This is a genomic window from Acinetobacter kyonggiensis, from assembly GCF_900107285.1.
Taxonomy (GTDB): Bacteria; Pseudomonadota; Gammaproteobacteria; order Pseudomonadales; family Moraxellaceae; genus Acinetobacter; species Acinetobacter kyonggiensis.
Map to the genome: position 1 here is coordinate 103,307 of NZ_FNPK01000004.1, position 24,683 is coordinate 127,989.

25 protein-coding genes are annotated in these 24,683 nt (G+C 39.8%); 10 read left to right on the plus strand and 15 right to left on the minus strand.

From position 1 onward, the window contains the following. Window positions 1-53: 53 nt before the first annotated feature. Window positions 54-1,067, plus strand: coding sequence for a lipoyl synthase (gene lipA / locus BLV99_RS04760; protein ID WP_092688231.1), 1,014 nt, complete (start codon window positions 54-56; stop codon window positions 1,065-1,067). A gap of 138 nt (window positions 1,068-1,205) precedes the next feature. On the opposite strand, the gene BLV99_RS04765 is transcribed toward lipA, so the two are convergent. The 11 genes from BLV99_RS04765 to BLV99_RS04815 all read right to left on the minus strand — a co-directional run bounded on the left by BLV99_RS04765 (window position 1,206) and on the right by BLV99_RS04815 (window position 10,577). Continuing rightward, window positions 1,206-1,859 carry a MiaE family protein gene (locus BLV99_RS04765; protein ID WP_092688233.1) on the minus strand — a complete coding sequence of 218 codons (654 nt, stop codon included), beginning with the start codon at window positions 1,857-1,859 and terminating at the stop codon, window positions 1,206-1,208. Window positions 1,860-1,871: 12 nt separating this feature from the next. Continuing rightward, window positions 1,872-2,597, minus strand: a complete 726-nt coding sequence (gene pdxJ, locus BLV99_RS04770) for a pyridoxine 5'-phosphate synthase (protein WP_092688236.1) — start codon at window positions 2,595-2,597, stop codon at window positions 1,872-1,874. Between the two features lie 19 nt (window positions 2,598-2,616). Then, complete coding sequence (recO, locus tag BLV99_RS04775; protein WP_092688239.1) at window positions 2,617-3,327, minus strand: DNA repair protein RecO; 711 nt, start codon at window positions 3,325-3,327, stop codon at window positions 2,617-2,619. Between the two features lie 12 nt (window positions 3,328-3,339). Then, on the minus strand, window positions 3,340-3,537 hold the full coding sequence (locus BLV99_RS04780; protein WP_092688242.1) for an NF038104 family lipoprotein: 198 nt from the start codon (window positions 3,535-3,537) through the stop codon (window positions 3,340-3,342). Between the two features lie 32 nt (window positions 3,538-3,569). Further along, window positions 3,570-4,598 carry a GTPase Era gene (gene era / locus BLV99_RS04785; protein ID WP_004648389.1) on the minus strand — a complete coding sequence of 343 codons (1,029 nt, stop codon included), beginning with the start codon at window positions 4,596-4,598 and terminating at the stop codon, window positions 3,570-3,572. Window positions 4,599-4,603: 5 nt separating this feature from the next. Further along, window positions 4,604-5,296 carry a ribonuclease III gene (rnc, locus tag BLV99_RS04790; RefSeq protein WP_004648388.1) on the minus strand — a complete coding sequence of 231 codons (693 nt, stop codon included), beginning with the start codon at window positions 5,294-5,296 and terminating at the stop codon, window positions 4,604-4,606. After that, window positions 5,268-5,642 carry a DUF4845 domain-containing protein gene (locus tag BLV99_RS04795; protein ID WP_092688245.1) on the minus strand — a complete coding sequence of 125 codons (375 nt, stop codon included), beginning with the start codon at window positions 5,640-5,642 and terminating at the stop codon, window positions 5,268-5,270. Before BLV99_RS04795 ends, rnc begins: the two co-directional genes overlap by 29 nt. 21 nt (window positions 5,643-5,663) lie before the next feature. Continuing rightward, window positions 5,664-6,491, minus strand: coding sequence for a signal peptidase I (lepB, locus tag BLV99_RS04800; protein ID WP_086184978.1), 828 nt, complete (start codon window positions 6,489-6,491; stop codon window positions 5,664-5,666). Window positions 6,492-6,512: 21 nt separating this feature from the next. Continuing rightward, window positions 6,513-8,330, minus strand: a complete 1,818-nt coding sequence (gene lepA / locus BLV99_RS04805) for a translation elongation factor 4 (protein ID WP_092688248.1) — start codon at window positions 8,328-8,330, stop codon at window positions 6,513-6,515. 252 nt (window positions 8,331-8,582) lie between these two features. Next, the gene (locus BLV99_RS04810; RefSeq protein WP_092688251.1) at window positions 8,583-9,041 is read right to left on the minus strand and encodes an acyl-CoA thioesterase; all 459 of its coding nucleotides are present in this window, start codon (window positions 9,039-9,041) and stop codon (window positions 8,583-8,585) included. Between the two features lie 153 nt (window positions 9,042-9,194). Next, on the minus strand, window positions 9,195-10,577 hold the full coding sequence (locus BLV99_RS04815; RefSeq protein ID WP_092688254.1) for a Do family serine endopeptidase: 1,383 nt from the start codon (window positions 10,575-10,577) through the stop codon (window positions 9,195-9,197). Window positions 10,578-10,805: 228 nt separating this feature from the next. Here BLV99_RS04815 and nadB point away from each other — a divergent pair, with 228 nt between their 5' ends. Continuing rightward, complete coding sequence (nadB, locus tag BLV99_RS04820) at window positions 10,806-12,449, plus strand: L-aspartate oxidase (protein WP_167356300.1); 1,644 nt, start codon at window positions 10,806-10,808, stop codon at window positions 12,447-12,449. Between the two features lie 74 nt (window positions 12,450-12,523). On the opposite strand, the gene BLV99_RS04825 is transcribed toward nadB, so the two are convergent. The 4 genes from BLV99_RS04825 to pabC form a co-directional block, all read right to left on the minus strand. Beyond that, on the minus strand, window positions 12,524-12,940 hold the full coding sequence (locus BLV99_RS04825; RefSeq protein WP_092688260.1) for a PaaI family thioesterase: 417 nt from the start codon (window positions 12,938-12,940) through the stop codon (window positions 12,524-12,526). 93 nt (window positions 12,941-13,033) lie between these two features. Continuing rightward, a complete protein-coding gene (gene tmk, locus BLV99_RS04830) occupies window positions 13,034-13,633 on the minus strand; it encodes a dTMP kinase (RefSeq protein WP_092688264.1) in 600 nt (199 codons plus the stop codon). A gap of 3 nt (window positions 13,634-13,636) precedes the next feature. Beyond that, window positions 13,637-14,686 carry an endolytic transglycosylase MltG gene (gene mltG, locus BLV99_RS04835; RefSeq protein WP_092688267.1) on the minus strand — a complete coding sequence of 350 codons (1,050 nt, stop codon included), beginning with the start codon at window positions 14,684-14,686 and terminating at the stop codon, window positions 13,637-13,639. A gap of 1 nt (window position 14,687) precedes the next feature. Further along, complete coding sequence (gene pabC / locus BLV99_RS04840; RefSeq protein ID WP_086166015.1) at window positions 14,688-15,500, minus strand: aminodeoxychorismate lyase; 813 nt, start codon at window positions 15,498-15,500, stop codon at window positions 14,688-14,690. Between the two features lie 162 nt (window positions 15,501-15,662). Between pabC and BLV99_RS04845 the strand changes: the two genes are divergently transcribed. The 8 genes from BLV99_RS04845 (at window position 15,663) to BLV99_RS04880 (ending at window position 24,615) form a co-directional block, all read left to right on the plus strand. After that, window positions 15,663-16,673 carry a sulfate ABC transporter substrate-binding protein gene (locus BLV99_RS04845; protein WP_086184970.1) on the plus strand — a complete coding sequence of 337 codons (1,011 nt, stop codon included), beginning with the start codon at window positions 15,663-15,665 and terminating at the stop codon, window positions 16,671-16,673. Between the two features lie 38 nt (window positions 16,674-16,711). Next, window positions 16,712-17,317, plus strand: coding sequence for an alpha/beta hydrolase (locus BLV99_RS04850; protein ID WP_092688270.1), 606 nt, complete (start codon window positions 16,712-16,714; stop codon window positions 17,315-17,317). An 83-nt stretch (window positions 17,318-17,400) separates the two neighbouring features. Then, on the plus strand, window positions 17,401-18,234 hold the full coding sequence (gene cysT / locus BLV99_RS04855; protein WP_092688273.1) for a sulfate ABC transporter permease subunit CysT: 834 nt from the start codon (window positions 17,401-17,403) through the stop codon (window positions 18,232-18,234). After that, window positions 18,231-19,124: a sulfate ABC transporter permease subunit CysW gene (gene cysW / locus BLV99_RS04860; RefSeq protein ID WP_086184967.1), complete on the plus strand. Its 894-nt coding sequence runs from the start codon at window positions 18,231-18,233 to the stop codon at window positions 19,122-19,124. The genes cysT and cysW overlap by 4 nt, the downstream gene beginning before the upstream one ends. Window positions 19,125-19,135: 11 nt before the next feature. After that, a complete protein-coding gene (locus BLV99_RS04865) occupies window positions 19,136-20,197 on the plus strand; it encodes a sulfate/molybdate ABC transporter ATP-binding protein (protein ID WP_092688276.1) in 1,062 nt (353 codons plus the stop codon). Between the two features lie 53 nt (window positions 20,198-20,250). Then, window positions 20,251-21,174, plus strand: a complete 924-nt coding sequence (locus tag BLV99_RS04870; RefSeq protein WP_086184965.1) for a CysB family HTH-type transcriptional regulator — start codon at window positions 20,251-20,253, stop codon at window positions 21,172-21,174. A gap of 503 nt (window positions 21,175-21,677) precedes the next feature. Further along, window positions 21,678-23,060, plus strand: a complete 1,383-nt coding sequence (locus BLV99_RS04875) for a CmpA/NrtA family ABC transporter substrate-binding protein (RefSeq protein ID WP_244516277.1) — start codon at window positions 21,678-21,680, stop codon at window positions 23,058-23,060. Between the two features lie 397 nt (window positions 23,061-23,457). Continuing rightward, on the plus strand, window positions 23,458-24,615 hold the full coding sequence (locus BLV99_RS04880; protein WP_167356301.1) for an outer membrane protein transport protein: 1,158 nt from the start codon (window positions 23,458-23,460) through the stop codon (window positions 24,613-24,615). The last annotated feature ends 68 nt before the right edge of the window (window positions 24,616-24,683 follow it).

Genomic DNA, 24,683 nt, shown 5'->3' on the forward strand with positions numbered 1-24,683 from the left:
TAAAAGAGCTTTTTTTAGCATCTCCCCCGTCTAAAACAGTGGAAAAGTTGACTATGTCTGAAAACCGTAAACCTGAACAGGGTGTTAAACTTCGTGGCGCAGAAAAGGTCGCTCGTATACCTGTAAAAGTTATACCTACGGTTGAAACGCCACGTAAACCGGATTGGATTCGCGTCAAAATGGCGGCTCCAGATGAAGTTCAACGCATTAAAACCACTTTACGCGCACAAAAATTACATACCGTTTGTGAAGAAGCGGCTTGCCCGAACTTACCTGAATGTTTCGGTGGTGGTACAGCAACCTTCATGATCATGGGTGATATCTGTACCCGTCGTTGCCCATTCTGTGACGTTGCACATGGTCGCCCAAATAAATTAGACCCTGATGAACCGCGCCATATGGCTGAAACCATTGCCAATCTTAAATTGAAATATGCGGTCATTACTTCAGTTGACCGCGATGATTTACTCGATGGCGGTGCACAACATTTTGTCGATTGTATTCAAGAAGCACGTGCCCTTAGTCCAACAACCTTATTAGAAATTTTAGTACCCGATTTCCGTGGTCGTATGGATATTGCGCTGCGTATTATGACCGAATGTCCGCCAGACGTATTCAACCACAATATTGAAACCGTGCCACGTTTGTATAAGGCAATGCGTCCAGGTTCAGATTATCAGCATTCCCTGAACTTACTGAAAATGTTTAAAGAATACTGTCCTGATGTTCCGACAAAATGTGGTTTGATGGTTGGTCTAGGTGAAACTGAAGAAGAAGTTCTGGCACTGCTCGATGACCTTCGCGCACATGATGTGGACTACATCACCATCGGTCAGTATTTACAACCGTCTAAACAGCATGCACCGCTTGACCGTTTTGTAACCCCTGAAGAATTTGAACGCTATACCGCACACGGTCAAAAACTCGGTTTCAAAAATATTTGGGCTGCACCTATGGTGCGTTCAAGCTACTTTGCTGATCGTCAATATTATGGTGAGCCCGTTCCAGCGGTACGTCGCAAAGCCGATCCTGCGAAAAAAATTGCCGTACAAACCATCGAAGCTTAATTTGTACCAGATTAAAAAATAAGCAAAATCACCGATGCCAATCTAATTCATTTAGGTTGGCATTTTTTTAAGACTAAAAAAATGCCCAGATATAAAAAATCCCCTATTCAAATAGAGGATTTTTTGAACAACTATAGATTAAGCTGCTTGACTCGGCACACCACTATGGAAGCGAAATAAATCATCTGGACTTAAAATCAGATTTTTTTCAACTTCACGAAAGTGCGCAATACGCTGCTGAATATCCTCTTTAGGATTTTTTAACTTTGACGTTTGAGCAACATCCAATGCCAATGCCAAATAATCTTCAAAGTGACGAGATTCAGACTTGAGAAGGTAGCGGTAGTATTTACCTAAGTCTTGATCTACCAGCGGTGCGAGTGCATAGAAACGCTCACATGAACGTGCTTCCACAAAAGCACCAATAATCATAATGTCAATTAAAGCTTCAGGCTCATAAGTACGGACTTCTTTACGTAGTCCACCCGCATAACGACCTGCACTAATCGATTGCCACTCCTGCCCACGCTTGGTCATCAATTCAAGCACTTGCTCATAATGCAACATTTCTTCGCGCACGAGCTGTGCCAATTTAACCTGTAAATCTGTAAAAAATGTGTAGCGAAACATCAGGTTCATGGCAGTACCTGCTGCTTTTTTTTCACAATTGGCATGATCTTGCATAAGTAACTCTAAGTTATTCAGCGCTTCATCGAGCCATGTTTGAGGTGTTTCACATCCCAAGAAGCCCAAAACTGGCTTCATGAGATCATCATAATTTATTAACGACATAATTCTAAAAACTTATCTTGCTGCTTTAATGACAGCTTTCATTTGTTGAACGGCTTGAGCCAAACCCACAAATACAGCATCGGCAATAATAGAATGCCCAATATTGAGTTCATGAATTTGCGCAATTTGTGCAATAGGCGTGACATTTTCAAGGTTTAAACCATGGCCTGCATTCACAACTAAACCTTTGGCTGCTGCATATTCTGCACCCTGAACAATACGCTCAAGTTCATGTTGCTGTGCTTCAACTGTTGTTGCATCGGCATAAGCACCAGTATGCAATTCAATGGTTGTTGCGCCACAAGCAATCGCCGCATCAATTTGTGCAATATCCGCATCAATAAACAAAGACACATCACAACCAATTGCCGTTAAGGCTTGTGTCGCTGCTTTGACTTCTTCAAAGTGCCCCAACACATCCAAACCGCCTTCGGTGGTGACTTCTTGGCGTTTTTCTGGAACCAAGCAAACATGTTGCGGCTTAATTTCTTTGGCAAATTCCACCATTTCAGCGGTCACAGCCATTTCCAGATTCATATGCGTTTTCAATAACGGTCGCATACGACGGACATCATCATCTTGAATATGACGACGATCTTCACGTAAATGTAAGGTAATTCCTTCTGCGCCCGCTTGTTCACACATCAATGCAGCATTCACTGGATCTGGATAAGTGGTTCCGCGCGCTTGTCGCAATGTCGCCACATGGTCAATATTTACACCAAGCAATGCAGCCATAACAGTTACCTAACGATGATTAAGATTGGGATTGAGTATTTTGAATCCACAATTGCCGGCTTTTAAGCGGTCGATCTCCCAAAAGAGAGCTGATCATCTGCCGATACAATTGAGCCAACAATTGTAACTGCTCTCGGTTAAAATCCCTACCCTTTTCATAATCACGCATTGAGAGAATTTGCTCCCCCGTTAAGGTTGCACGTGATTGCTGTGCTGTCGGAATAAAACCATCATTGAGCTGAAATAAATAATGTTGTGCTGCTTGAATATCATGTTGCTGAGCATCAGTCGTAAAGTCGAGTGCATAACCCAGCTCTTCTAAAAGCGCATGTTCAAATTGACGTAAAATTTGTCTAAGAAAAAGATTGGGATTTTCCTGCTGTGCCAGCAATTGTAATTGTTGTAAAGTTTGATGATAGAGTACAAAGGTCTGCGGCATTTCCACTTCGGCTGGACATAAACGAAGAACAACTTCATTCAAATAAAATCCAGAAAAAAACGCATCACCAAAGAAAAAAACGGGCTGATTGACAATTTCAAGTTTGCTAAAATTTTTAAGATCCGACTTACCCGATGCCTGCAAACAAATCGGTTGATATTGTGGCGGTGGAGTTTGTCTTAAAATACCATCGATACGCCCATGCTCTTGGGTAAACAAATGCACAATATGGCTTCGTTCCCGATATTTACGATGATGGATTAAATAGCCATGCAATATTTCATTGCGCATGAATAATAAAATCTAATCTTTTTTCTTTTTAGAGTCTGTATCGGTATCTTCGTCATCACCATCTGGAATGACAGCACCCACAACAGCAGCAGTGCCTATCACTACACCCTTCGTAGTTTTATAAGCAATTTTTACAGGAACAGTAACAAGTTTATGAATACAGCCTTGCAGGAATAAAACACATGCTATAACTGCCAATACTTTCATCATTACTCTTCCTATAAAAAATTACCGAATAAAATTTAGATGTCGCTATAACCTAAACTTTTCAATGCACGTTCGTCATCAGACCAACCGCCTTTCACTTTCACCCAAAGTGTCAGCATGATCTTTTGTTCAAACATTTTTTCCATATCAGCACGTGCATCCATACCAATTTTTTTCAGCTTCGCACCTTTTTCACCAATCACAATGGCCTTTTGACCTTGGCGATCCACAAAAATAGTCGCATCGATATAAGTACATGCTGCTTTTGGGCGACCTGTTTTTTCATTAATCGTGGCTTCTTCAGTCTTGAATGACTCAATTTGCACGGTTAAATCATACGGCAATTCCTCACCCAATTGACGCATGATTTTTTCACGAATCACTTCAGAAGCAAGGAAACGCTCTGAACGGTCAGTAATTTGATCTAGCGCATATAAAGGTGGCTGGAACGGCAAGTAACGTTCAATCGTGTCACGTAAATGATCTAAATTCGCACCACGAAGTGCAGAAACAGGAACAATTTCGGCAAAATTCATTAATTTTGCGCGCTCTTGAATCAACGGTAATGCATGGTTTTTATTTTCAAGTGTATCAATTTTATTGATGACCAGAATCACTGGCATTTCAGCATTCTTCAGTTTTTCCAAAACGAGCTCATCATTTTGAGTCCATTTATCAGCATCCAGAACAAACAATACCAAGTTGACATCACGCAATGCCGAACTTGCTGCACGGTTCATCATTTTATTGATGGCACGGACTTCTTTTTTATGCATCCCTGGTGTATCAACAAATACAGCCTGAGATTTTTCACGTGTATCAATCCCCACAATTTTATGACGTGTGGTTTGTGGTTTACGTGAAGTAATCGAAAGTTTCTGACCCAAAATATGATTCATTAACGTTGATTTACCAACGTTTGGTCGTCCAACAATGGCAACAAATCCACTTTTAAAATCTGTTGGAATCGTTGTGCCTTGTGAACTAAAAAAATCATTAATTAGGTCATTGCCGTTGCTTTGCGGCTCGTGATCAGCATCGTTGTGATCAGAATGTGTAGTCATTTAAGCTACTGCTCCAATTGTTTTAAAATATCTGCCGCTACTGCTTGTTCAGCAAAGCGACGACTTGATCCTTCACCATACAACACAGGTAAGCCATCAATAATACATTCCACTTTGAAATGCTGATTGGGAGCATCACCTTGAATATCAACAACATCGTAAACAGGAAGTGGCTTTTTACGTGCTTGTAAATATTCTTGTAAGCGTGATTTAGGATCTTTGAGTTGGTCTGTAGGCTCAATATGGTCTAAATATGGTACATACCATTTTAGTACAATCGCTTGCAGGACTTTTAAATCATTACAATCGACATAAATTGCACCAATAATCGCTTCTACAGTATCAGCAAGAATAGATTCTCGATGATGTCCCCCCGATTTCAACTCACCTGTGCTTAAGATCAAACATGGGCCAAGTTTCAAATCGTTTGCAATTTTACCTAATGCTTCTTGGCGAACCAATGTGGCACGCATACGCGTTAAACGTCCTTCATTTTCATGAGGGTAGGCTTGATACAAATAATGGGCAATGATCATTCCCAACAATGAATCACCTAAAAACTCTAGACGTTCATAGTTAGATTTATGACTAACCGATCGATGTGTCAGTGCAAGCTGCAATAATTCAGGTTGTTTGAACTGATAACCGATACGGCTGACTAAGTGCATATCACTTAGTTTGGACTGACCTTTGATCAAAACTTTTCTCGAACTTTAACACTAAATCTATATTGAGTAAGAAAGGCTTTCTTATCTCATAATCTTTTTTCACTTGTAGCCCATCGGTATTCATGACTTGCGCAATATCTTTAAACTTGATATCACGTATCCCATTCATATCGAAACGCTGCGCTATCTTGGATTCAAATTCAGAAGGTGAAATATTTTTTGGACTACTTTGCAGCAACTCTGCAATCTGACCATCTATTGTCCGATCATCCCAATAGGGTGCCCAAACAGCAATCACAATTTTTACTAAAAAAGCAAAACCAATAATTGCTATTAAAATTCCAATATATGATGCACCTTGTTGATTTCTAGGCATTTGTTATTTTTCCAATCATGCTCAATCAATTTTACCGTTACGACTAAATGACGGCAATTTAAACCCAGGCTCTTTATGCATCCAAATATAAAATGCACGACCTGTTAAGTTTTCCTCTGGTACAAAACCCCAAAAACGACTGTCAGCACTTTGATCGCGATTATCCCCCATCGCAAAGTAGTGACCTTTTGGAACTTTGACTTCCCAATATAAACCATTTTCAGCCGAGTATTTACCATTTTCAAGATAATTGATAAATGGCGCTTGGCGTGCAACATTCACACCCTCAAGCTCACGCATCGTAAAGGTATGCTTACCCAGTGTTTCTTTATGATAAATCGATGTTGGTGTATCTAAAATATCTTTTTCACGGCTAAATTCAACAGGAACTTTAGCAACTTTCTGACCATTAATGGTCAATTGACCGTGATCATAAACAATATGATCCCCTGGCAAACCCACTACACGCTTAATATAACTAATGGTCGGTTGTGGTGGATAACGAAAGACGATGACATCCCCGCGCTCTGGCTCACTGACATCAATCACTTTTTTATTCACGATCGGTAAACGTACACCATATTGGTATTTATTGACCAAAATAAAATCACCCGTTTCTAAAGTCGGCACCATAGAATCGGATGGAATATTAAACGGCTCATATAAAAATGAACGTAAGATCAGGACGACAGCCAACACCGGCCAAAAGTCATACGCCCATGTGATAATGAAGTTTTCATTACCCTTGCCTAGAGTTTGTCTTTGCTTAAAAACAAACTTATCCAACAACCACACCAAAAAGAAAATTAATGTCGCTGGTACAAGGATTAAATTAAAATCAAAATCCATGGGTTTATATCCTCAACCTTATTATCTGTCGACTTTCAATACAGCCAAGAACGCTTCTTGTGGGATTTCAACACTACCCACTTGCTTCATGCGTTTCTTACCTTCTTTTTGCTTAGACAACAGTTTCTTCTTACGTGAAACGTCACCACCATAACACTTCGCCAATACGTTTTTACGCATGGCTTTCACTGTAGAACGCGCAATAATTTGTGCGCCAATAGCAGCCTGAATAGCGACATCAAACATTTGACGTGGAATCAACTCTTTCATTTTTTCCACCAGTGCAATACCACGGTGACGCGCATCATTACGATGACAAATCATGGCCAAAGCATCTACTTTTTCACCATTGATCAGAATATCGACTTTGACCAATGACGAACTTTCAAAACGTACAAAGCTATAATCTAAAGATGCAAACCCACGCGAACATGATTTCAGGCGGTCAAAAAAGTCCATCACAACTTCAGCCATCGGAATTTCAAAGGTCAAAGACACTTGATTGCCCAAGAATTTCATCTCTTTTTGGATACCACGACGTTCAATACATAACGTCATGACATTACCTAAATACTCTTGTGGTACTAAAATATGGCATTCAGCAATCGGTTCACGTAAATCTTCAACCATCGAGCCATCTGGCATTTTTGATGGGCTGTCGATATAGATCGTTTCACCATTTTTCATTAATGATTCGTAAATTACAGTCGGTGCAGACGTAATAAGGTCTAAATCATATTCTCGTTCTAAGCGTTCTTGTACGATTTCCATATGCAGCATGCCTAAGAAGCCACAACGGAAACCAAAACCTAAAGCATCAGAGCTTTCAGGTTCAAAGAATAAAGCAGAGTCATTAATTTGTAGTTTATGTAATGCTTCACGGAATGGTTCAAAATCACTGGCATCAATCGGGAAAAGACCTGCATAAACCTGCGGTTTAACTTTTTTGAATCCAGGTAAAATAGCGACATCTGGCGTGGTTGACAGCGTTAAAGTATCACCCACTGGCGCACCAAAAATGTCTTTAATCCCAGCAATAACAAAGCCAACTTCACCCGCTTCCAACATACCCGTTTCAGTATGTTTCGGGTTAAAGATCCCCACAGAAGTCACAATATGGGTTTGACCTGTCGATTTTACCAGCATCTTGTCGCCCTTACGGATACGACCATGTTTGATACGAACTAAAGATACAACGCCTAAATAGTTGTCGAACCAAGAGTCAACAATTAAGGCCTGTAAAGGTGCATCACGATCACCCACTGGTGGAGGAATGACATTGACCAGAGTTTCTAAAACACCTTCAACACCTAAACCTGTTTTTGCCGAACAGGTTGGTGCATCTGTTGCTTCAATGCCAATAATTTCTTCAATTTCATGAATGACACGCTCAGGTTCAGCTTGAGGTAAGTCAATTTTATTCAAGACAGGAAGAACTTCCAGCCCTTGTTCAATTGCAGTATAGCAGTTAGCCACAGATTGCGCTTCTACACCCTGTGCAGCATCGACAACAAGTAATGCACCTTCACACGCAGCCAATGAACGCGATACTTCATAAGAGAAGTCAACGTGTCCCGGAGTATCAATAAAGTTAAGTTGATACTCTTCACCATTGGGATGGGTATAATAAAGCGTGACTGAAGCTGCTTTAATGGTAATACCACGCTCACGCTCAATATCCATAGAATCAAGAACTTGAGCTTGCATTTCACGAGCTTGCAGACCACCACAGGTTTGAATAAATCGATCGGCAAGCGTCGATTTACCATGATCGATATGCGCAATAATCGAAAAATTTCGTATATTGTTGATATTAACTGACTTTTTAGCAACTGCCATAAACTACTCTAAATCAAAACACACAATCACATACTTATAAATGAACACAGTATTTATGACGTGCAAAAAAGGATATTCCGAAGATGTTGCACAGTATAAGCAGTAGATAGTCAAAAATACATAGAGCTTTTAAAAATAGTCCGATTCTTCTACAAAAGTGTCTCACAAATTATACCCATCAAAGTATGGATGGCTAAATCGCAGAACATCCATTGAATCCAAGCTTTTTGATTTTAATTCAAATCGAGTTAGCTACTCATTTTTCAAATCAATATGGGTAAAATCTAAGGGATTAATATCCACAGCCAGCGGTTGATAAGCTTGAGTAAATGTCGGAGACATTCTTTTTGGTCGACCAGTTGCAATTTCGACACAAGCCCATTTGGTATTTCCTGAAAATAAAACAGCCTGATCTTGCGGGCGATAGAAAACATATTGGCGGAATGAATACAGTGCATTGATCTCATTCAACCATGTTCTTAAAATAATTGTTTCGCCTTTAAACGCAGCCTTACGATATTGCACATGATGCTCCACAGCCACCATCGCATGCTTCAATTCAAGATATTCCTGTAACCCCAAACCTAAGGAATCAATATGTGCCGTGGCAACTTCCTGCATCCATTGCATATAGACGACATTATTGACATGCCCCAAACGATCAATATGTTCTGCTTGAACGGTCATTTCTAAATCAAAAACTGTACTCATCTATTTTTACGATCCTTACTCTTTGGAAAATTTCGTTCAAGCTAAACAGTCTACGTAATTTTGAGATCGAGTAAAATTGCAAAATATAAAAAAACCACTCATTTTTAGAGTGGTTTTAAGCTGTAGCAATTCCAAATCAGAACACACATGCTGTTATTCAATACGCATGCCCAACATTGCATGTTGATCTTGACGAATAATCGAAACACGGGCAATTGAACCTTTCTTCAATTCAGAAACAGACTTAATAAAATCATCACTATTAAGAATGGTTTTATTATTAATTTGAGTAATGATATCCCCTGCGATCATGCGTGATTGCGCAGCAATTCCACCTAATTTCACTTCTTGTACCAGAATCCCTCCTTTAACATCCAGTTGTGATTGTTCAGTGGCTGTTAAATTACGAATCGTGACCCCTAAAACTGGCCCTTTTTGTTGCGCTGTTTGTTCTGCTTTTGCAGGAGTATCATCTGGAGCTGTGGTTAATGTGGCTGAAATATTACGTATTTTATCATCACGTAGAACTTGTAACTGAATGACTTGATTTGGCAAAGTTCGATTTAAATAATTCAATAAATCAGATGTTCTTGAAATTGCTGAACCATTATATTTTAAGATCACATCACCTGACTTAAAGCCAGCTTTAGCTGCGGGTGAGTTTGGCGTCACTTGTGTAACCAATGAACCTTCTGGTTTTGGTAAATTATAAGATTCAGCAAGGTTACGATCGATATCTTGCAGCATCACACCTAAGTATGAACGCGTGACCTTACCATTCTTTTTCAATTGGTCTGCGACATCCATCGCCACATCAATCGGAATGGAAAAAGACAAGCCCATATATCCGCCAGTTCCACTAAAGATTCGTGAATTGACCCCAACCACTTCACCATTTTGGTTAAACAATGGGCCACCTGAATTCCCCGGATTCAAAGCAACGTCAGTTTGAATAAACGGTACGGAAGTTTCACCCATCATGTTACGCATTTTGGCACTGACAATGCCAGCAGAAGCAGAATAATCAAAACCAAATGGCGAACCAATGGCAAGTACAGGTTCTCCTACTCGAAGTCGATCAACACTGCCTGTCCGTAATTCAGGAAAATTTAAACCCTTTACTTTAAGGAGCGCAACATCTGTACGTTCATCACTGCCAACCACTGTCGCATCAATTTCACGACGATCGCTTAACATAATGGTGACTTTTGATGCATCTTCCACCACATGATGATTAGTTAGTAAATAACCATCCTTGCTAATAAAGAATGCACTGCCATACGCTGTTTTTTCTTGTGGTGCTTTGGGTTGCGGAATAACCACTTGATTCCCAAAGAAACGACGCAAAATTTCAGGAACTTGCTGCTGTAATAATTCTTCCTGTGTCATTTTTTTAACGACATTTACGCTCACAACAGCAGGACTCACTTGCTCAACTAAATTAGAAAAGTCGACTGTAGATGCTGCTTGTGTTTGCACCGCTGCCATTGTAAAAACAGCAGCATATATTCCTTTTTGTACATAGCGATTTTTCATGTAAAGCATGCGCTCCATTGCGTTATAAATGTCTGTAAACAGTTTTTAGCATAAAAATTGTCTATCTTAAGTAATAATATGTTTGATTATATTTGTATAAACAACAGCTTAAAGATTGCTTAAAATTGTGTTGGCTTATTGCTTTTTCTCATCATACATTAGCATATTAGCTCTTGTTTTTTGATCAAAAAAGCGTTGTCATTAGCAAACTTTTTTTCAAATTAGCTGATGGACATGTCTAATTTAAACTTAACGCATCATTTTGATGTGATCATTGTGGGAAGTGGCGGCGCAGGTTTAAGTCTGGCTTTGTCACTTCCTGATCATTTCAACATTGCAGTTTTGGCAAAATCGGCTTTAACAGATGCAAGTACATTTTACGCGCAAGGCGGTGTGGCTGCGGTTCTAGATGAAACCGATTCAATTGAACAGCACATTGATGACACCATGATCGCAGGTGCGCACTTATGTGAACTAGAAGCAGTCAAACAAACGGTAGAGGGTGGAAAACCTTCGGTTGATTTCCTGTTAAAGCATGGCGTTCAATTCACCTTAGATGAACAAGAACAATTGCATTTAACCCGTGAAGGTGGGCATTCACAGCGACGCATTATTCATGCAGCAGATGCAACTGGTCGTGCTATTTCAACCACCTTAGTACAACGCGCTGAAGAAAAGAAAAATATTACCATTTTTGAAAACTACATTGCGATTGATCTCATTACCTCACAAAAACTGGGCTTAGAAGATGTAAAGAATCGTGCACTCGGTTTATATGTTCTAGATGAGAAAACTGAAAAAATACACACCTTCTTAGCTCCCTCCATTGCTTTGGCCTGTGGTGGGGCGATGAAAGCCTATCTCTATACCTCAAATCCTGATATCGCTACAGGTGATGGGATTGCCATGGCATATCGAGCTGGGTGCCGTGTTGCCAATATGGAATTTAACCAGTTTCATCCAACGTGCCTTTACCATCCTCAAGCACGTTCATTTCTGATTACTGAAGCCATGCGCGGTGAAGGTGCCTATTTACGCCTTCCAGATGGTGAACGTTTCATGCTGCGTTTTGACGAACGCGCTGAACTTGCGCCACGCGACATTGTGGCACGTGCCATTGACTATGAAATTAAGCGCTTAGGTATTCGTCATGTCTGGCTCGACATTACACATAAATCTGCTGAATTTGTCACAGAGCACTTCCCGACTCTTTATGCTCGCTTATTAGAATTAGGCATTGATATCACCAAAGAGATGATTCCTGTCGTTCCTGCCGCTCACTATACCTGTGGTGGTGTTGTGGTCGACAAACACAGTCAGACCGACCTCGAAGGACTATATGCCATTGGTGAAACCTCGTATACAGGTTTACACGGTGCGAATCGAATGGCAAGCAACTCACTTTTAGAGTGTTTTGTCTATGGGATGAGTGCGGCTAAACATATCGAAAGCCAGTTTAACTCCGACTATGTCTCACCCAATGTGCCTGCTTGGGATGATTCTCAAGTCACCAATCCAGATGAAGATGTGGTCATTTTGCAAAACTGGGATGAACTACGTCAGACCATGTGGAACTATGTCGGCATTGTTCGTACCACCAAGCGCCTAGAACGTGCTTTGCACCGTATTGAAATGCTTAAACAAGAAATTAATGAGTATTATCATGACTATCAAGTGAGTAAAAACTTGATTGAACTACGTAATTTAGTTCTGGTGTCTGAGATGATTGTACGCTGCGCCATGGAACGTAAAGAGTCACGCGGTCTACATTTTACCTTAGACTATCCTGAACTTGCCGCTGAGCTACGTAAAACCATATTACTGCCACCAAACTTTCAAACAGAAACTCCCTTGGTCAATGCAGAAACGTAAATTTAAGCGCTGATAAAATCCATAAAAAAGCCGAACATTTTTGTTCGGCTTTTTAAAATGTATATAGAAAATATTTATCGCTGCGGTGGTATGGAATATGTTCCGACAACATGTGCGATTGGCTCATCTAAATCCATAGAATATAACCAGACATCACCCACAATCAGCGCTTTACCAACTTTCATTAATTGGCAAACTGCACGAATATTTTGTTCTGCTGACGGTTTTCTTAAAAAATGGATTGATAAATTGGTGGTCACCGCCAAAGCCACTATGCCTATCTCGCCCAATATTGCAATATAAAGCGCATAATCGGCAGCGGTCATCATCGTTGGCCCTGACACCGTTCCGCCCGGTCGTAAATCAGCGGCACCCACATAATAAATAATGGATGCTCCCTGTTCAGTTACTGCTTCTATCTCACATTTCTCAAGACTTTGTGGAAATTCAGCCTGTAAAAAAGAAATAATCTCTGCCTTGGTACTTTTCATTTACGTTTCATCTTCATCCATGATGACTCTGAATATAAAAGAATCATTCACCTTAAGCACTGATTTTTTGATCTTTTTTTAGTCTAAAACAAGCTACTTCAGATAAGCCACAGCCTGTTCAAACACCTGTTCAGGCGTTTGAGTTGCATCTAGCCGTTTCATGCGCTCAGGATACTGTTCAAATAATTCTTGATAACCTGCTCTGACTTTTTCGAAAAAAGTGACTTTTTCTTGTTCAAAACGATCCAATGCACCACGCTCTCTTGCACGGGTCATCCCCAACTCAATTGGTGCATCAAGCCAGAAAGTAATATTTGGCATATGCGAAACAAAATTTTGATTCAACACATTCAGTTTTTCACGGCTTAAGCCTCGACCTGCACATTGATAAGCAAAACTGGCATCGGTAAAACGATCACATAGCACAGTTTTCCCTGCCACTAAGGCGGGTATAATCACTTGTTGTAAATGTTGTGCACGTGCGGCATACATTAAAAGCAGCTCAGTATCATTGGACATACTTTCTTCATGATTGACCGACAGCAACAGCGAACGGATTTGTTCTGCCATCGGTGTCCCACCCGGCTCACGCGTCAACACCACCGCTTGACCTTGCTGTTCTAAATATTCATAAATTTTACGAATGAGTGTGGTTTTCCCGACACCTTCAGTGCCTTCAAAACTAATAAACATCCATCACTCCTTCTTCAATTTTAAAACGGATAAGTAATCCTGCACTGCACGATTATGCTCATCTAAACTTGCCGTAAATGTATGTCCGCCATTGCCCGTTGCCACAAAGTAAATATTATTTGAGCTATCTGGATGCATGGCTGCTTCAATTGCTTTTTGACTTGGTAACGCAATTGGGGTTGGCGGTAAGCCATTAATGGTATAGGTATTATAGGCGGTAGGTGTACGTAAGTCTGTACGGGTGATATTGCCATTATAACGATCCCCCATACCATAAATTACGGTAGGGTCAGTTTGTAGACGCATGCCTATTTTTAAACGGCGCACAAACACGCCAGAAACTTGTTCTAGCTCACGATCAAGACTGGTTTCTTTTTCAATAATTGAAGCCATAATTAGGGCTTCATATTTATCTTTGTACGGTAAATCAGCTGCACGATTTGACCATGCCGCATCCAATGCTTTCATTTGACGGTGATATAAATCAGTCAAAATCTTTTGATCTGTTTCACCTTTGGCAAAGAAATAGGTATCTGGCGCAAACAACCCTTCAGGATGACTAAACGGAATATTTAAGGCTTTCAGCATTTGATCTTGACGAAGATTCAAAACTTCTTTCGTGACTAAATCATCTTTTTTTAAGCTTTCAATCAACTGTTTAAACGTCGTGCCTTCAATCACCAAAATACGATTCATTTGTGCATTTTCAGAATTCGACAGCATCTCCATGACTTGACGCACTGACATTCCTGCATGAACTTCATAAACACCCGCTTTTAAGGTGTCATGAATCATAATTTTTTGATAAAGCTTTAGAATAATTGGAAAACTGATTTTATCTTCTTTGGCTAAACGATCAATAAAACCTGAATAAGTGTCACCTGCTCCAATCGCGAGCATCTGTTTTTTGCCTTCAATCGGATAGGACTTAAATAAACTTGACCATAGGATGATTGAAGCCAGCACAATAAGACCGACAATGAAAATAACCAAGCCTTTCAAAGGAAATACTTTTGCTGCTTTCTTTTTTGATTTTTGCTTTGTGGTGGACATATTAACGAATCTGATTCAATTGAAGGATATTAAAGAGTTCAATACAGGCTTGAACATTCAAAGGTCGCTGCTGAAATTCAGTCACGACTTTCATTGGACTTAAGGCATTACAGAAAAACAGACTTTCAAATTTTGAAATTTCTTCCAGATCAATAAATCGCTGTTCGCATGCAATTCCCTGTTGCTGCATACGAGATAAAATCTCGGCACGCATCACACCATGCACACCATTATAACGAAGTTCTGGGGTAATCCATGTATTGTTTAAACGAATGAAGCAATTACTGCTGACGCCTTCAACCACCGAACCTTGTACATCGGTGACCAGTGCTTCAGTCCAGCCTTTCTGATCTGCCTCATGTTTTAACAAAACTTGTTCCAAACGGTTCAGGCTTTTTAAACCAACCAAACTGGGCATGGTTAAACCGAGAACTTGCTGTAATAGACCCGATTTAATTTTTTCAACTTGAAAATCATCCACTGCTTTGGGATAAAAAAATACCCATACATCAGCAGGATGATCAGGCAAGCTATAACCACGCTGACCATCACCGCGACTAATCACAATTTTAAGTGTGCCATTCACGGTTAAATATTGCTGTTGCAGTAAAACTAAACTTTTTTGAATTAACTTTAAATCGGCTTGTAACAGCAGACGTTCGCAACTTAAACCTAACCGTGCCATATGCAAATGTTCAAGTTCAATTTTGCCATGCTTAATGCGTGCTGTACTAAAACAACCATCACCATAATGAAAAGCACGATCCAATAATGTGACCTCGCTTATTTCCTGCGCATTCTTAAAACTGAGCATTTCAAAACATCCTGTGAATGATGACCTAGTTTAAGAACAGCTTAATCTGTTTAATATCTCTTTTATTCATATAAAGTTCATTTTTTATTATTTTTTACGCATAAAAGATAGCGCTATTCTCAGCCCATGTTCCAAACATCTAAAAATTATTGAGGAAAACACATGCGCTTTTCAAAATTAAAACTTGGGATCGTTGCTGCACTGCTTTCTGTTTCATCATTGAATGTTGTAGCCAAAGATTTCTTAAACGTGTCCTATGATCCAACCCGTGAACTTTATGAAAACTTCAATAAAGAGTTCGGTACATATTGGAAAAAATCGACTGGACAAGAGCTTAATTTCAAACAATCACACGGTGGTTCAGGTAAACAAGCTCGTGCAGTGATTGATGGTTTAGATGCAGATGTTGTCACACTGGCTTTAGCAGCAGACATTGATGCGATTGCAGAAAAAACCAATTTACTCCCTAAAGATTGGCAAAAAAAATTCCCACAAAATTCAACCCCATATACCTCAACCATTGTCTTCTTGGTGCGTAAAGACAACCCTAAAAAGATCAAGGATTGGGGTGATTTAGTTAAACCGGGTGTCGAAATTGTGACCCCAAACCCAAAAACTTCGGGCGGTGCACGTTGGAACTATTTGGCAGCTTGGGCTTGGGCTAAACACCAACCGGGCGGTAATGAAGCAAAAGCACATGACTTTGTACGTCAAATTTATAAACAAACTAAAGTTCTGGACTCAGGTGCTCGCGGTTCAACCACAACCTTTGCTGAACGCGGTATTGGCGATGTATTACTGGCTTGGGAAAATGAAGCCTACTTAGCTGTTCGCGAACAACCGGGTAAATTCCAAATTATTACCCCTTCTTTATCTATTTTAGCTGAGCCACCAGTGGCGATTGTTGAAAAAAATGTTCAGAAAGATGGCAATGCCAATGTAGCAAAAGCTTATTTGAATTTCTTGTATTCACCTCTTGGTCAAGACATTGCAGCCAAAAATTATTACCGTCCACGTAATGCAGCAGTGTTGAAAAAATACAGCACCACATTTAAGCCATTAAAACTGGTGACTATTGATAAAGAATTTGGTGGATGGAGCAAAGTGCAGAAAAAACACTTCGAAACTGGCGGAATTTTCGATCAAATTGTAAAAGCAAACAATACGCAATAAGCCATTATTGATTCAACAGTATTCATTGGAGCAAAGACATGATTCATACCGTTATTGTGCCAGGCGTTGGAGGCAGTGAACCTGCCCACTGGCAATCTTGGTTACAACGACAACTCATGTCTTGCTCACGTGTACAACAGCAAGATTGGAATCAACCCATCTTGCAAGACTGGATAAGCGAATTTGTAAATACAGTGCGCCCGATCCAAAATGACATTCAAATTGTTGCACATAGTTTTGGCTGTCTCACCACAGTTGCAGCACTGGCTCAGCATCCTGAACTCAATCAAAAAATTAAAAATTTGATTTTGGTGGCTCCTGCTAATCCTGCACGTTTTGGTGAAGCTGGTTTTTCACGTAATAGCCAGCAAGATTATCAACGCTATTTTCATCAACTCAAACTTGCTGTTCCAACCACATTACTGATTAGTGAAAATGATCCTTGGTTAAATTTTGCAGATGCAAAATGCTTAGCCAAAGCATGGAAACTCAATCCGATTAATTTAGGTCAAGTCGGACATATTAATGTTGCTTCTGGCTTTGGTGCCTTTCCTGAAATCTATGATTACTTAATTTCAGAAAATGTATTGCAACACATCAATTTTACTGATGATAGCAAGTGCTTTTTTAAATTTGCAATTTGAAGTCTGCAAATTATGCTTGTGCCAATTAAACTTTTATTTTCGCTGACTTTATTGGTCAGCTTTCGCTCTTTTAAGGAGTAGTCATGTCGCAGCGATCCCGAGTGCTGCCAGGATTTGGTCTTTCCTTAGGCTTTACCCTAGCGTATTTATCATTAATTGTTCTTATTCCATTGTCCGCGGTGTTTATTAAATCATTGGGGATTGGATGGGATGGTCTATGGGAAATTCTCAGTTCAGAACGTATCCTAAAATCTTTGCAGTTAAGTTTTAGTGCTGCACTTATTGCAGCCTTAATCAATGTGGTGTTTGGTTTATTACTGGCATGGTGCTTGGTGCGTTATACCTTCCCCGGCAAACGTATTGTTGATGCATTGGTCGATTTACCTTTTGCCCTACCTACAGCAGTAGCAGGTATTGCGCTCACATCTTTATATGCACCGACAGGTTGGATTGGTCAGTACTTAGAACCGATTGGGATTAAAGTGGCTTATACACCTATTGGTATCACATTGGCATTGATCTTTATTGGCTTACCGTTTGTGGTGCGTACTGTACAGCCCGTTTTAAGCGATTTAGAAACTGAACTTGAAGAAGCTGCGTCAGCATTGGGTGCTAACCGTTTTCAAATTGTGACCAAAATCATTATGCCGATTTTATTTCCAGCATTACTCACTGGTTTTGCTTTGGCCTTTGCGCGCGGTGTCGGTGAATATGGTTCGGTTATTTTTATTGCGGGTAACCAACCGTTTGAAACTGAAATTGCCCCCTTGATGATTATTTCTCGTTTAGAAGAATATGATTACGCAGGTGCAACCACTATTGCCGTAGTCATGTTGGTTCTTTCATTTGCTATTTTATTCCTGATTAACTTGCTACAAGCATGGGCAAGCCGTCGTACAGGGAGAACTGCGCCATGAGCTTAATGACCAATAGCAATGCCTTAGCAGAAAAGCTGCAATCTCGTGATGCGACCCGCGAGCCCACTTGGGTACGTTACACGCTCATCACCATTGCACTGATTTTCTTTATGAGTTGCTTAATCTTACCTTTGATTTTGGTGTTCGTTGAAGCCTTTAAACAAGGTGTTGGCGTTTACTTCCAAGCGTTGGTGCATCCAGATACCTTGTCTGCGGTAAAACTGACCTTAATTACGGCGGCAATTGCTGTGCCCTTAAATGTGGTGTTTGGAGTTGCGGCAGCATGGTCTGTTGCGAAATTCAACTTCCGTGGAAAATCTCTTTTAACCACCATTATTGACATGCCATTTTCAGTTTCACCTGTAATTGCAGGTTTAATGTTGGTATTAATTTTCGGTTCTCAAGGTTGGATCGGCGGCTGGCTGATGGATCATGATATTAAAGTCCTATATGCAACACCTGCCATTGTGCTCGCCACCATTTTCATTACTGTGCCCTTTGTTGCACGTGAACTGATTCCGTTAATGGAAGCACAAGGGACAGAGGAAGAGGAAGCTGCGATTGTACTGGGTGCCTCAGGTTGGCAAACCTTCTGGAAAGTGACCTTACCAAATATTAAATGGGGTTTAATCTACGGCGTGATTCTGTGTAATGCACGTGCAATGGGTGAGTTCGGTGCGGTATCTGTGGTTTCTGGACATATTCGTGGCGAAACCAATACGCTACCTTTACATGTTGAAATCCTTTATAACGAATATACTTTTAGTGCTGCATTTGCTGTGTCATCGCTGTTGGCTCTGCTCGCCATTGTGACCCTTATTTTAAAAGCATGGGTTGAGATTCGCCAAGAAAATCAAAGTAAACGTAATAAAGATGCAACAGTTTCTTAAGGAATGACATCATGAGTATTCAAGTTAAAAATATTGAAAAACACTTTGGTGCATTCCATGCACTAAATAACATTTCACTGGATTTTCCAGAAGGTCAATTGGTTGCATTACTGGGCCCTTCAGGTTGTGGGAAAACCACGCTACTGCGCATTATTGCAGGTTTAGAATCGGCAGATGGTGGTCAAGTGATCCTTGAAGGCGAAGATGCTACTGATGTGCATGTACGTGAACGTCAAGTTGGTTTTGTATTCCAACATTATGCACTTTTCCGCCACATGACTGTGTTCGAAAATATTGCTTTTGGTTTGCGTGTCCGTCCACGCGCGACTCGTCCTTCTGAGGTCGAAATTAAAAAACGTGTTACACGTTTACTTGATCTGGTTCAATTGGGCTTTTTGGCTGACCGTTTCCCTGCACAGTTATCTGGTGGACAACGTCAACGTATTGCCTTGGCACGAGCACTCGCGGTTGAACCACGTGTGCTATTGCTGGATGAACCTTTTGGTGCCTTAGATGCTAAAGTCCGTAAAGAGCTTCGTCGCTGGTTACGTACTTTACATGACGAATTACATATTACTTCAATTTTTGTCACACACGATCAAGAAGAAGCGTTAGAAGTTGCGGATCAAATTATTGTGATGAATAAAGGCAATGTGGAACAAATTGGCTCACCACGTGAAGTCTATGAAAAGCCGGCAACACCTTTCGTCTTCGACTTTCTGGGTCAAGCCAATCGCTTTGAAGGTCAAAACCAGCAAGGTATTATTCACATTGGTGAAGATCGTCTTCAGTTGCCACAAGTAAAAGATGCACCACAAGGTAAAATTATTGCCTTTGCCCGTCCAAATGAACTACACATTCATGCGACTCCACAAGAAAATGCCATCCAAGCCACTTTTTTACGTGAAATCTGGATTGCGGGTAAAGTGCTTGCCGAACTTCAAGATCGCCAAGGGAATTTAATTGAAATTTCACTTAGTTCAGATGAAGTAAAATTACATCAATTTAAACCGAATCAAACGGTGTGGTTAAGCCCAACAGCGTTACATTTATTTGCCAATGACGTTGCTTAATTGCACATCGATGGGGCAAAAAGCCCCATCCTATTTTTAAGGTATACAGCATTATGAATTTCCAACAATTAAGAATTATTCGAGAAACTGTTAGACAAAATTTTAATTTAACGGAAGCTTCAGCAGCACTTTACACATCACAATCGGGTGTGAGTAAACATATTAAAGATTTAGAAGATGAGCTGGGTGTACAGCTATTTATTCGTAAAGGTAAACGTCTATTAGGCTTAACTGAACCGGGTCAGTCTTTACTGGGGATTGTTGAACGGATGTTAGTGGACGCTGACAATATTAAACGCCTTGCAGATGACTTTAACCGTGTCGATGAAGGCACTCTGACCATTGCCACCACACATACGCAAGCACGCTATGTATTACCGCCTATTGTGAATCAATTTAAAAAAGAGTTTCCAAAAGTTCATCTCATTTTACAACAAGCCAGCCCAGTTGAAATTACTGAAATGTTGCTTCAAGGCGAAGCTGACATTGGCATTGCAACTGAATCTTTAACCACGGAAGATAACCTTGCCAGTGTGCCTTACTATAATTGGCAACATAGCATTATCGTTCCACAAAACCATGCACTCGCCAATAAAACTGATATTACTTTAGAAGATTTAGCTCACTATCCAATTATTACTTACCATGGCGGTTTTACGGGTCGTTCAAAAATTGATAAAGCCTTCGAAGATGCCGGCATTGATGTCGATATCGTTATGTCAGCATTGGATGCCGATGTGATTAAAACCTATGTCGAGCTGAATATGGGAGTCGGTATTGTCAACAATGTTGCTTACGATACTGAACGTGATTACCGTTTAAAACAAATCCCAACGGATATTTTTGGAGTCAATACCACTTGGATTGCAGTCCGTAAAGGTCATTTACTTCGCGGTTATGGTTATGAGTTTATTTCACTTTGCTCACCAGAAGCGGATATTAAAGCCCTAAAAAGAGTGGCTTACCCAGAAGATTAAAAGTCACATTATTGTTTAACATAAGGGATATAAAAATATCCCTTTTTTTAATTTTAATTCACTGTTTTTCTTGAACGGTGTATTGATCAAAATAATGATGCATAATTTTAATGCTATAAAATATAGGGTCTGCTGATATGTGCTGTGCAAAAAATAGCGCGTAAGTAAAATCCAAAAGCACCTTATTTATAAACAACTTAGCGCTCTCTTTTTACGCATAAAAATATTCAGCGAACGTAAAATGTGCATATTGTTTAAAAATGCCCAAATTAAGTTCGGGGTCTATTCCATAACCTGACAGACTTAGATCATAAAACAATCCTAAATTTAAGATTTTTTAGCCCGCAAATAGGCTCAAGCCAATTAAATACACTTTTCCCAGTAAGATTTTATATTTCTGTTCCATCAAAAACTCGACATTCAATTTCTCTATCTTTAGCTAATATCTGGCATCTATCTTGCTGTTTGAAGGCGTTCAATCCACTATAGAATTCGGTAAATTAATGAAAAAAATATTATTAAACAAAGTTTTTCTTATACTCTATTTAGTGGGACTCAGTTTTTTACTGGCCAGTTGTCAAAAAGAACCTGATCCAAAAGCTGCCGCAAGCCCTTTAGCGATTGAAAAAACAACCCTCACAATCGGCTTTGTGAAATTGACCGACATGGCACCTTTAGCCATTGCTGTCGAAAAAGGCTTTTTTAAAGATGAAGGTCTGAATGTCAAACTCGAAGCACAATCTAGTTGGGGTGTGCTTTACCAGCGTGTAGAAAAAGGTGAACTAGATGCAGCCCATATGCTCGCTGCGATGCCTTTAGCATCACTCATTGATCCATCAGCACATAAAATCCCAATCATTACCCCTTTTACTCTGTCCTATAATGGTGCCGCGATTACTGTTTCAAATAATGTTTGGAATGAAATGAAAAAAAATGTTGCGATGGAACATAATCTACCCAAACATCCGATCAGTGCCAGCAGTTTAAAACCTGTCATTGCTCAATATAAGCAGCAACAAAAAGTGTTTAAATTAGGCATGACCTTTCCGATGGGCACACATAACTATATGCTGCGCTATTGGCTTGCTGCGGGTGGAATTCATCCAGGAACATATGATCCTGCACACAATGATACAAGTGGTCACATTGGCTCTGATGTAGATTTAACCGTTATTCCTCCACCAGAGATGGTATCAACGATGGTCGAAGGTGTAACTTCAGGCTATAGCGTAGGTGAACCATGGAATCAAAAAGCAGTTAAAAAAGGCTTTGGTGTATCGGTAATTACTTCAGATGCCATTTGGGAAAATGGTGCTGATAAAGTATTTGGTTTAACCAAAACATTTGCACAACAAAACCCAACCACGACCCTTAAATTAGTTAAAGCTTTAATCCGGGCTTCGCATTGGTTAGATGAAAACAACTATGCAAACCGTAAAGAAGCCACAGAAATTATTGCTCAAGATAATTATATCCGTGTTGATAAAGACATTATTACCAATAGTATGACAGGTGTATTTGAGTATGAACCAGGCGATGTTCGTCCAGCAAAATCATTTCATACTTTCTTCAAAGGACAGTATGGCATCCCCTATTATTCAGATGCAGTATGGTGGTTAACCCAAATGCGTCGTTGGGGTCAAATCAGCAAGAGCCAAACAGATCAATGGTATCTAGAAACGGCTAAGCAAGCTTATCGTCCAGACATCTATACACAAGCGGCCCAAGCCTTAATTGATGAAGGGAAAATGCAAGTAACACAGTTCCCAACACTAAAAAATAATGCCTTTATAAAAGCCCCACAAGCCAGCGCTCTCGACCACGTGGCTTTTGATGCTAATCAACCAAATCGCTTCTTAGCAACATTTAAAATTGGCTATAAATAAAGCCTGTTGAAATTAGGGTCTATTGGCATTTGCTGTGCAAAAAATAGCGAGTAAGTAAAATTTAAGCGCCAAACTAAATCTACTTCTCGCTATAACCACTCGATATGACAAACTTAGACAGAGCTATGAAAAATTTTTATTCTCGCTTATATTTTTATTTGGTTAGGGGCTTAACAAGTTAATATTATAAAATGTCAACAGCCCCTAGTATAAACAATGTTAAAACTCTGCTTGCCCAGATGAAACAAAACAGCATAAAGTATCAACACTGAATAAAAAATATTCAATGACAACGTGTGTAATTCAGTTTCATACACCCACGATCTAAGCAAATTTATTCTTTCATTTGGGGCTCTCTATGAAAGCTACAGCACTTTGTATAAGTATGTGCATTTTTTTGCCAACACAAGTATTTTCCGCTGCCCTTGAAACGTCTAACCAAAGTATTGCTTCATTTTTAGAATCCAACAATTACTTGGAGTTTTCAAGCGCAATTGTAGATGCCAATGTTTCAGGCAACATTTACCGACCAGAAGCTAATGATCCCACTATATTGACAGAAATTTCTACCCCAAATTTTGTCCAACAATATGTGCTTTTTAACGCAGGCTTAAAATTACAACTCCATCCCAATTGGTCTTTTGGTTTCATTTACGACCAACCCTTTGGGACAAATGTCAGTTACACTTTAGCCCCTGTTCCGACCAGCCCATCCGATTTAATCAATGCCACTCAATTTAAATTAGACACCAAAAATATAACCTCTCTTTTAGGTTATCAACCCAATCCTTGCTTGAATTTTTATGCAGGTTTAGGCTATCAAACCTTAACCACACAGTTAAAAATTTCGGGGCAATCATCGGGTTTATTAATTGACTATAAAGGAGACATTCAAAAAGATACTGCTCATGGTTGGCTCATAGGCATGAGCTATCAAATTCCTGAATATGCACTTAAAACATCCCTCACTTATCGCGCTAAAATTCGACATAAACAACCCTTTAATGAACAAACAACCACCACCCCTGCAATACCTCTACTCAATTTAAGCTCAGATCAAAACACCACAATTGAAACACCTCAATCGATCAACCTTGAGTTTCAATCTGGTATAACAGCGCATAATTTAATTTATGGTTCGCTACGTTGGGTCAATTGGCAAAATTTTAAAATTGCTTCACCCTTGATCAGTTCAAGTAGTAGTAGCCCTGTCATGTTGGTGGATTATCAAAAAAACCAGTGGGCAACAACGCTAGGTCTTGCCCATGTATTAAACGATAAATGGACATCCACAATAGATATAGGGCGTGATAGCGGCATTGGTAATCCAGCTTCAACCCTAAGCCCTTCAAATGGTTTTTATAGCTTAGGTCTCGGAAGTTTTTATCAGATTCACTCTAATTTATTTATTGCAGGTGGAGTTAAATACTTCAAATTAAACAAAGCCAAAGTTCAACAAGACACAAATGGTTCGGGCAGTTTATTTAAACCGCTATCTTCTGTAAACAATAACCATGCCTTAGCTTATGGCATAAAAATGGGTTATCGTTTTTAACGTAAAAAACATCTAATCTTTAAAATAAAAAACGAGCCGAAGCTCGTTTTTTTAGAATGAGATTTTAA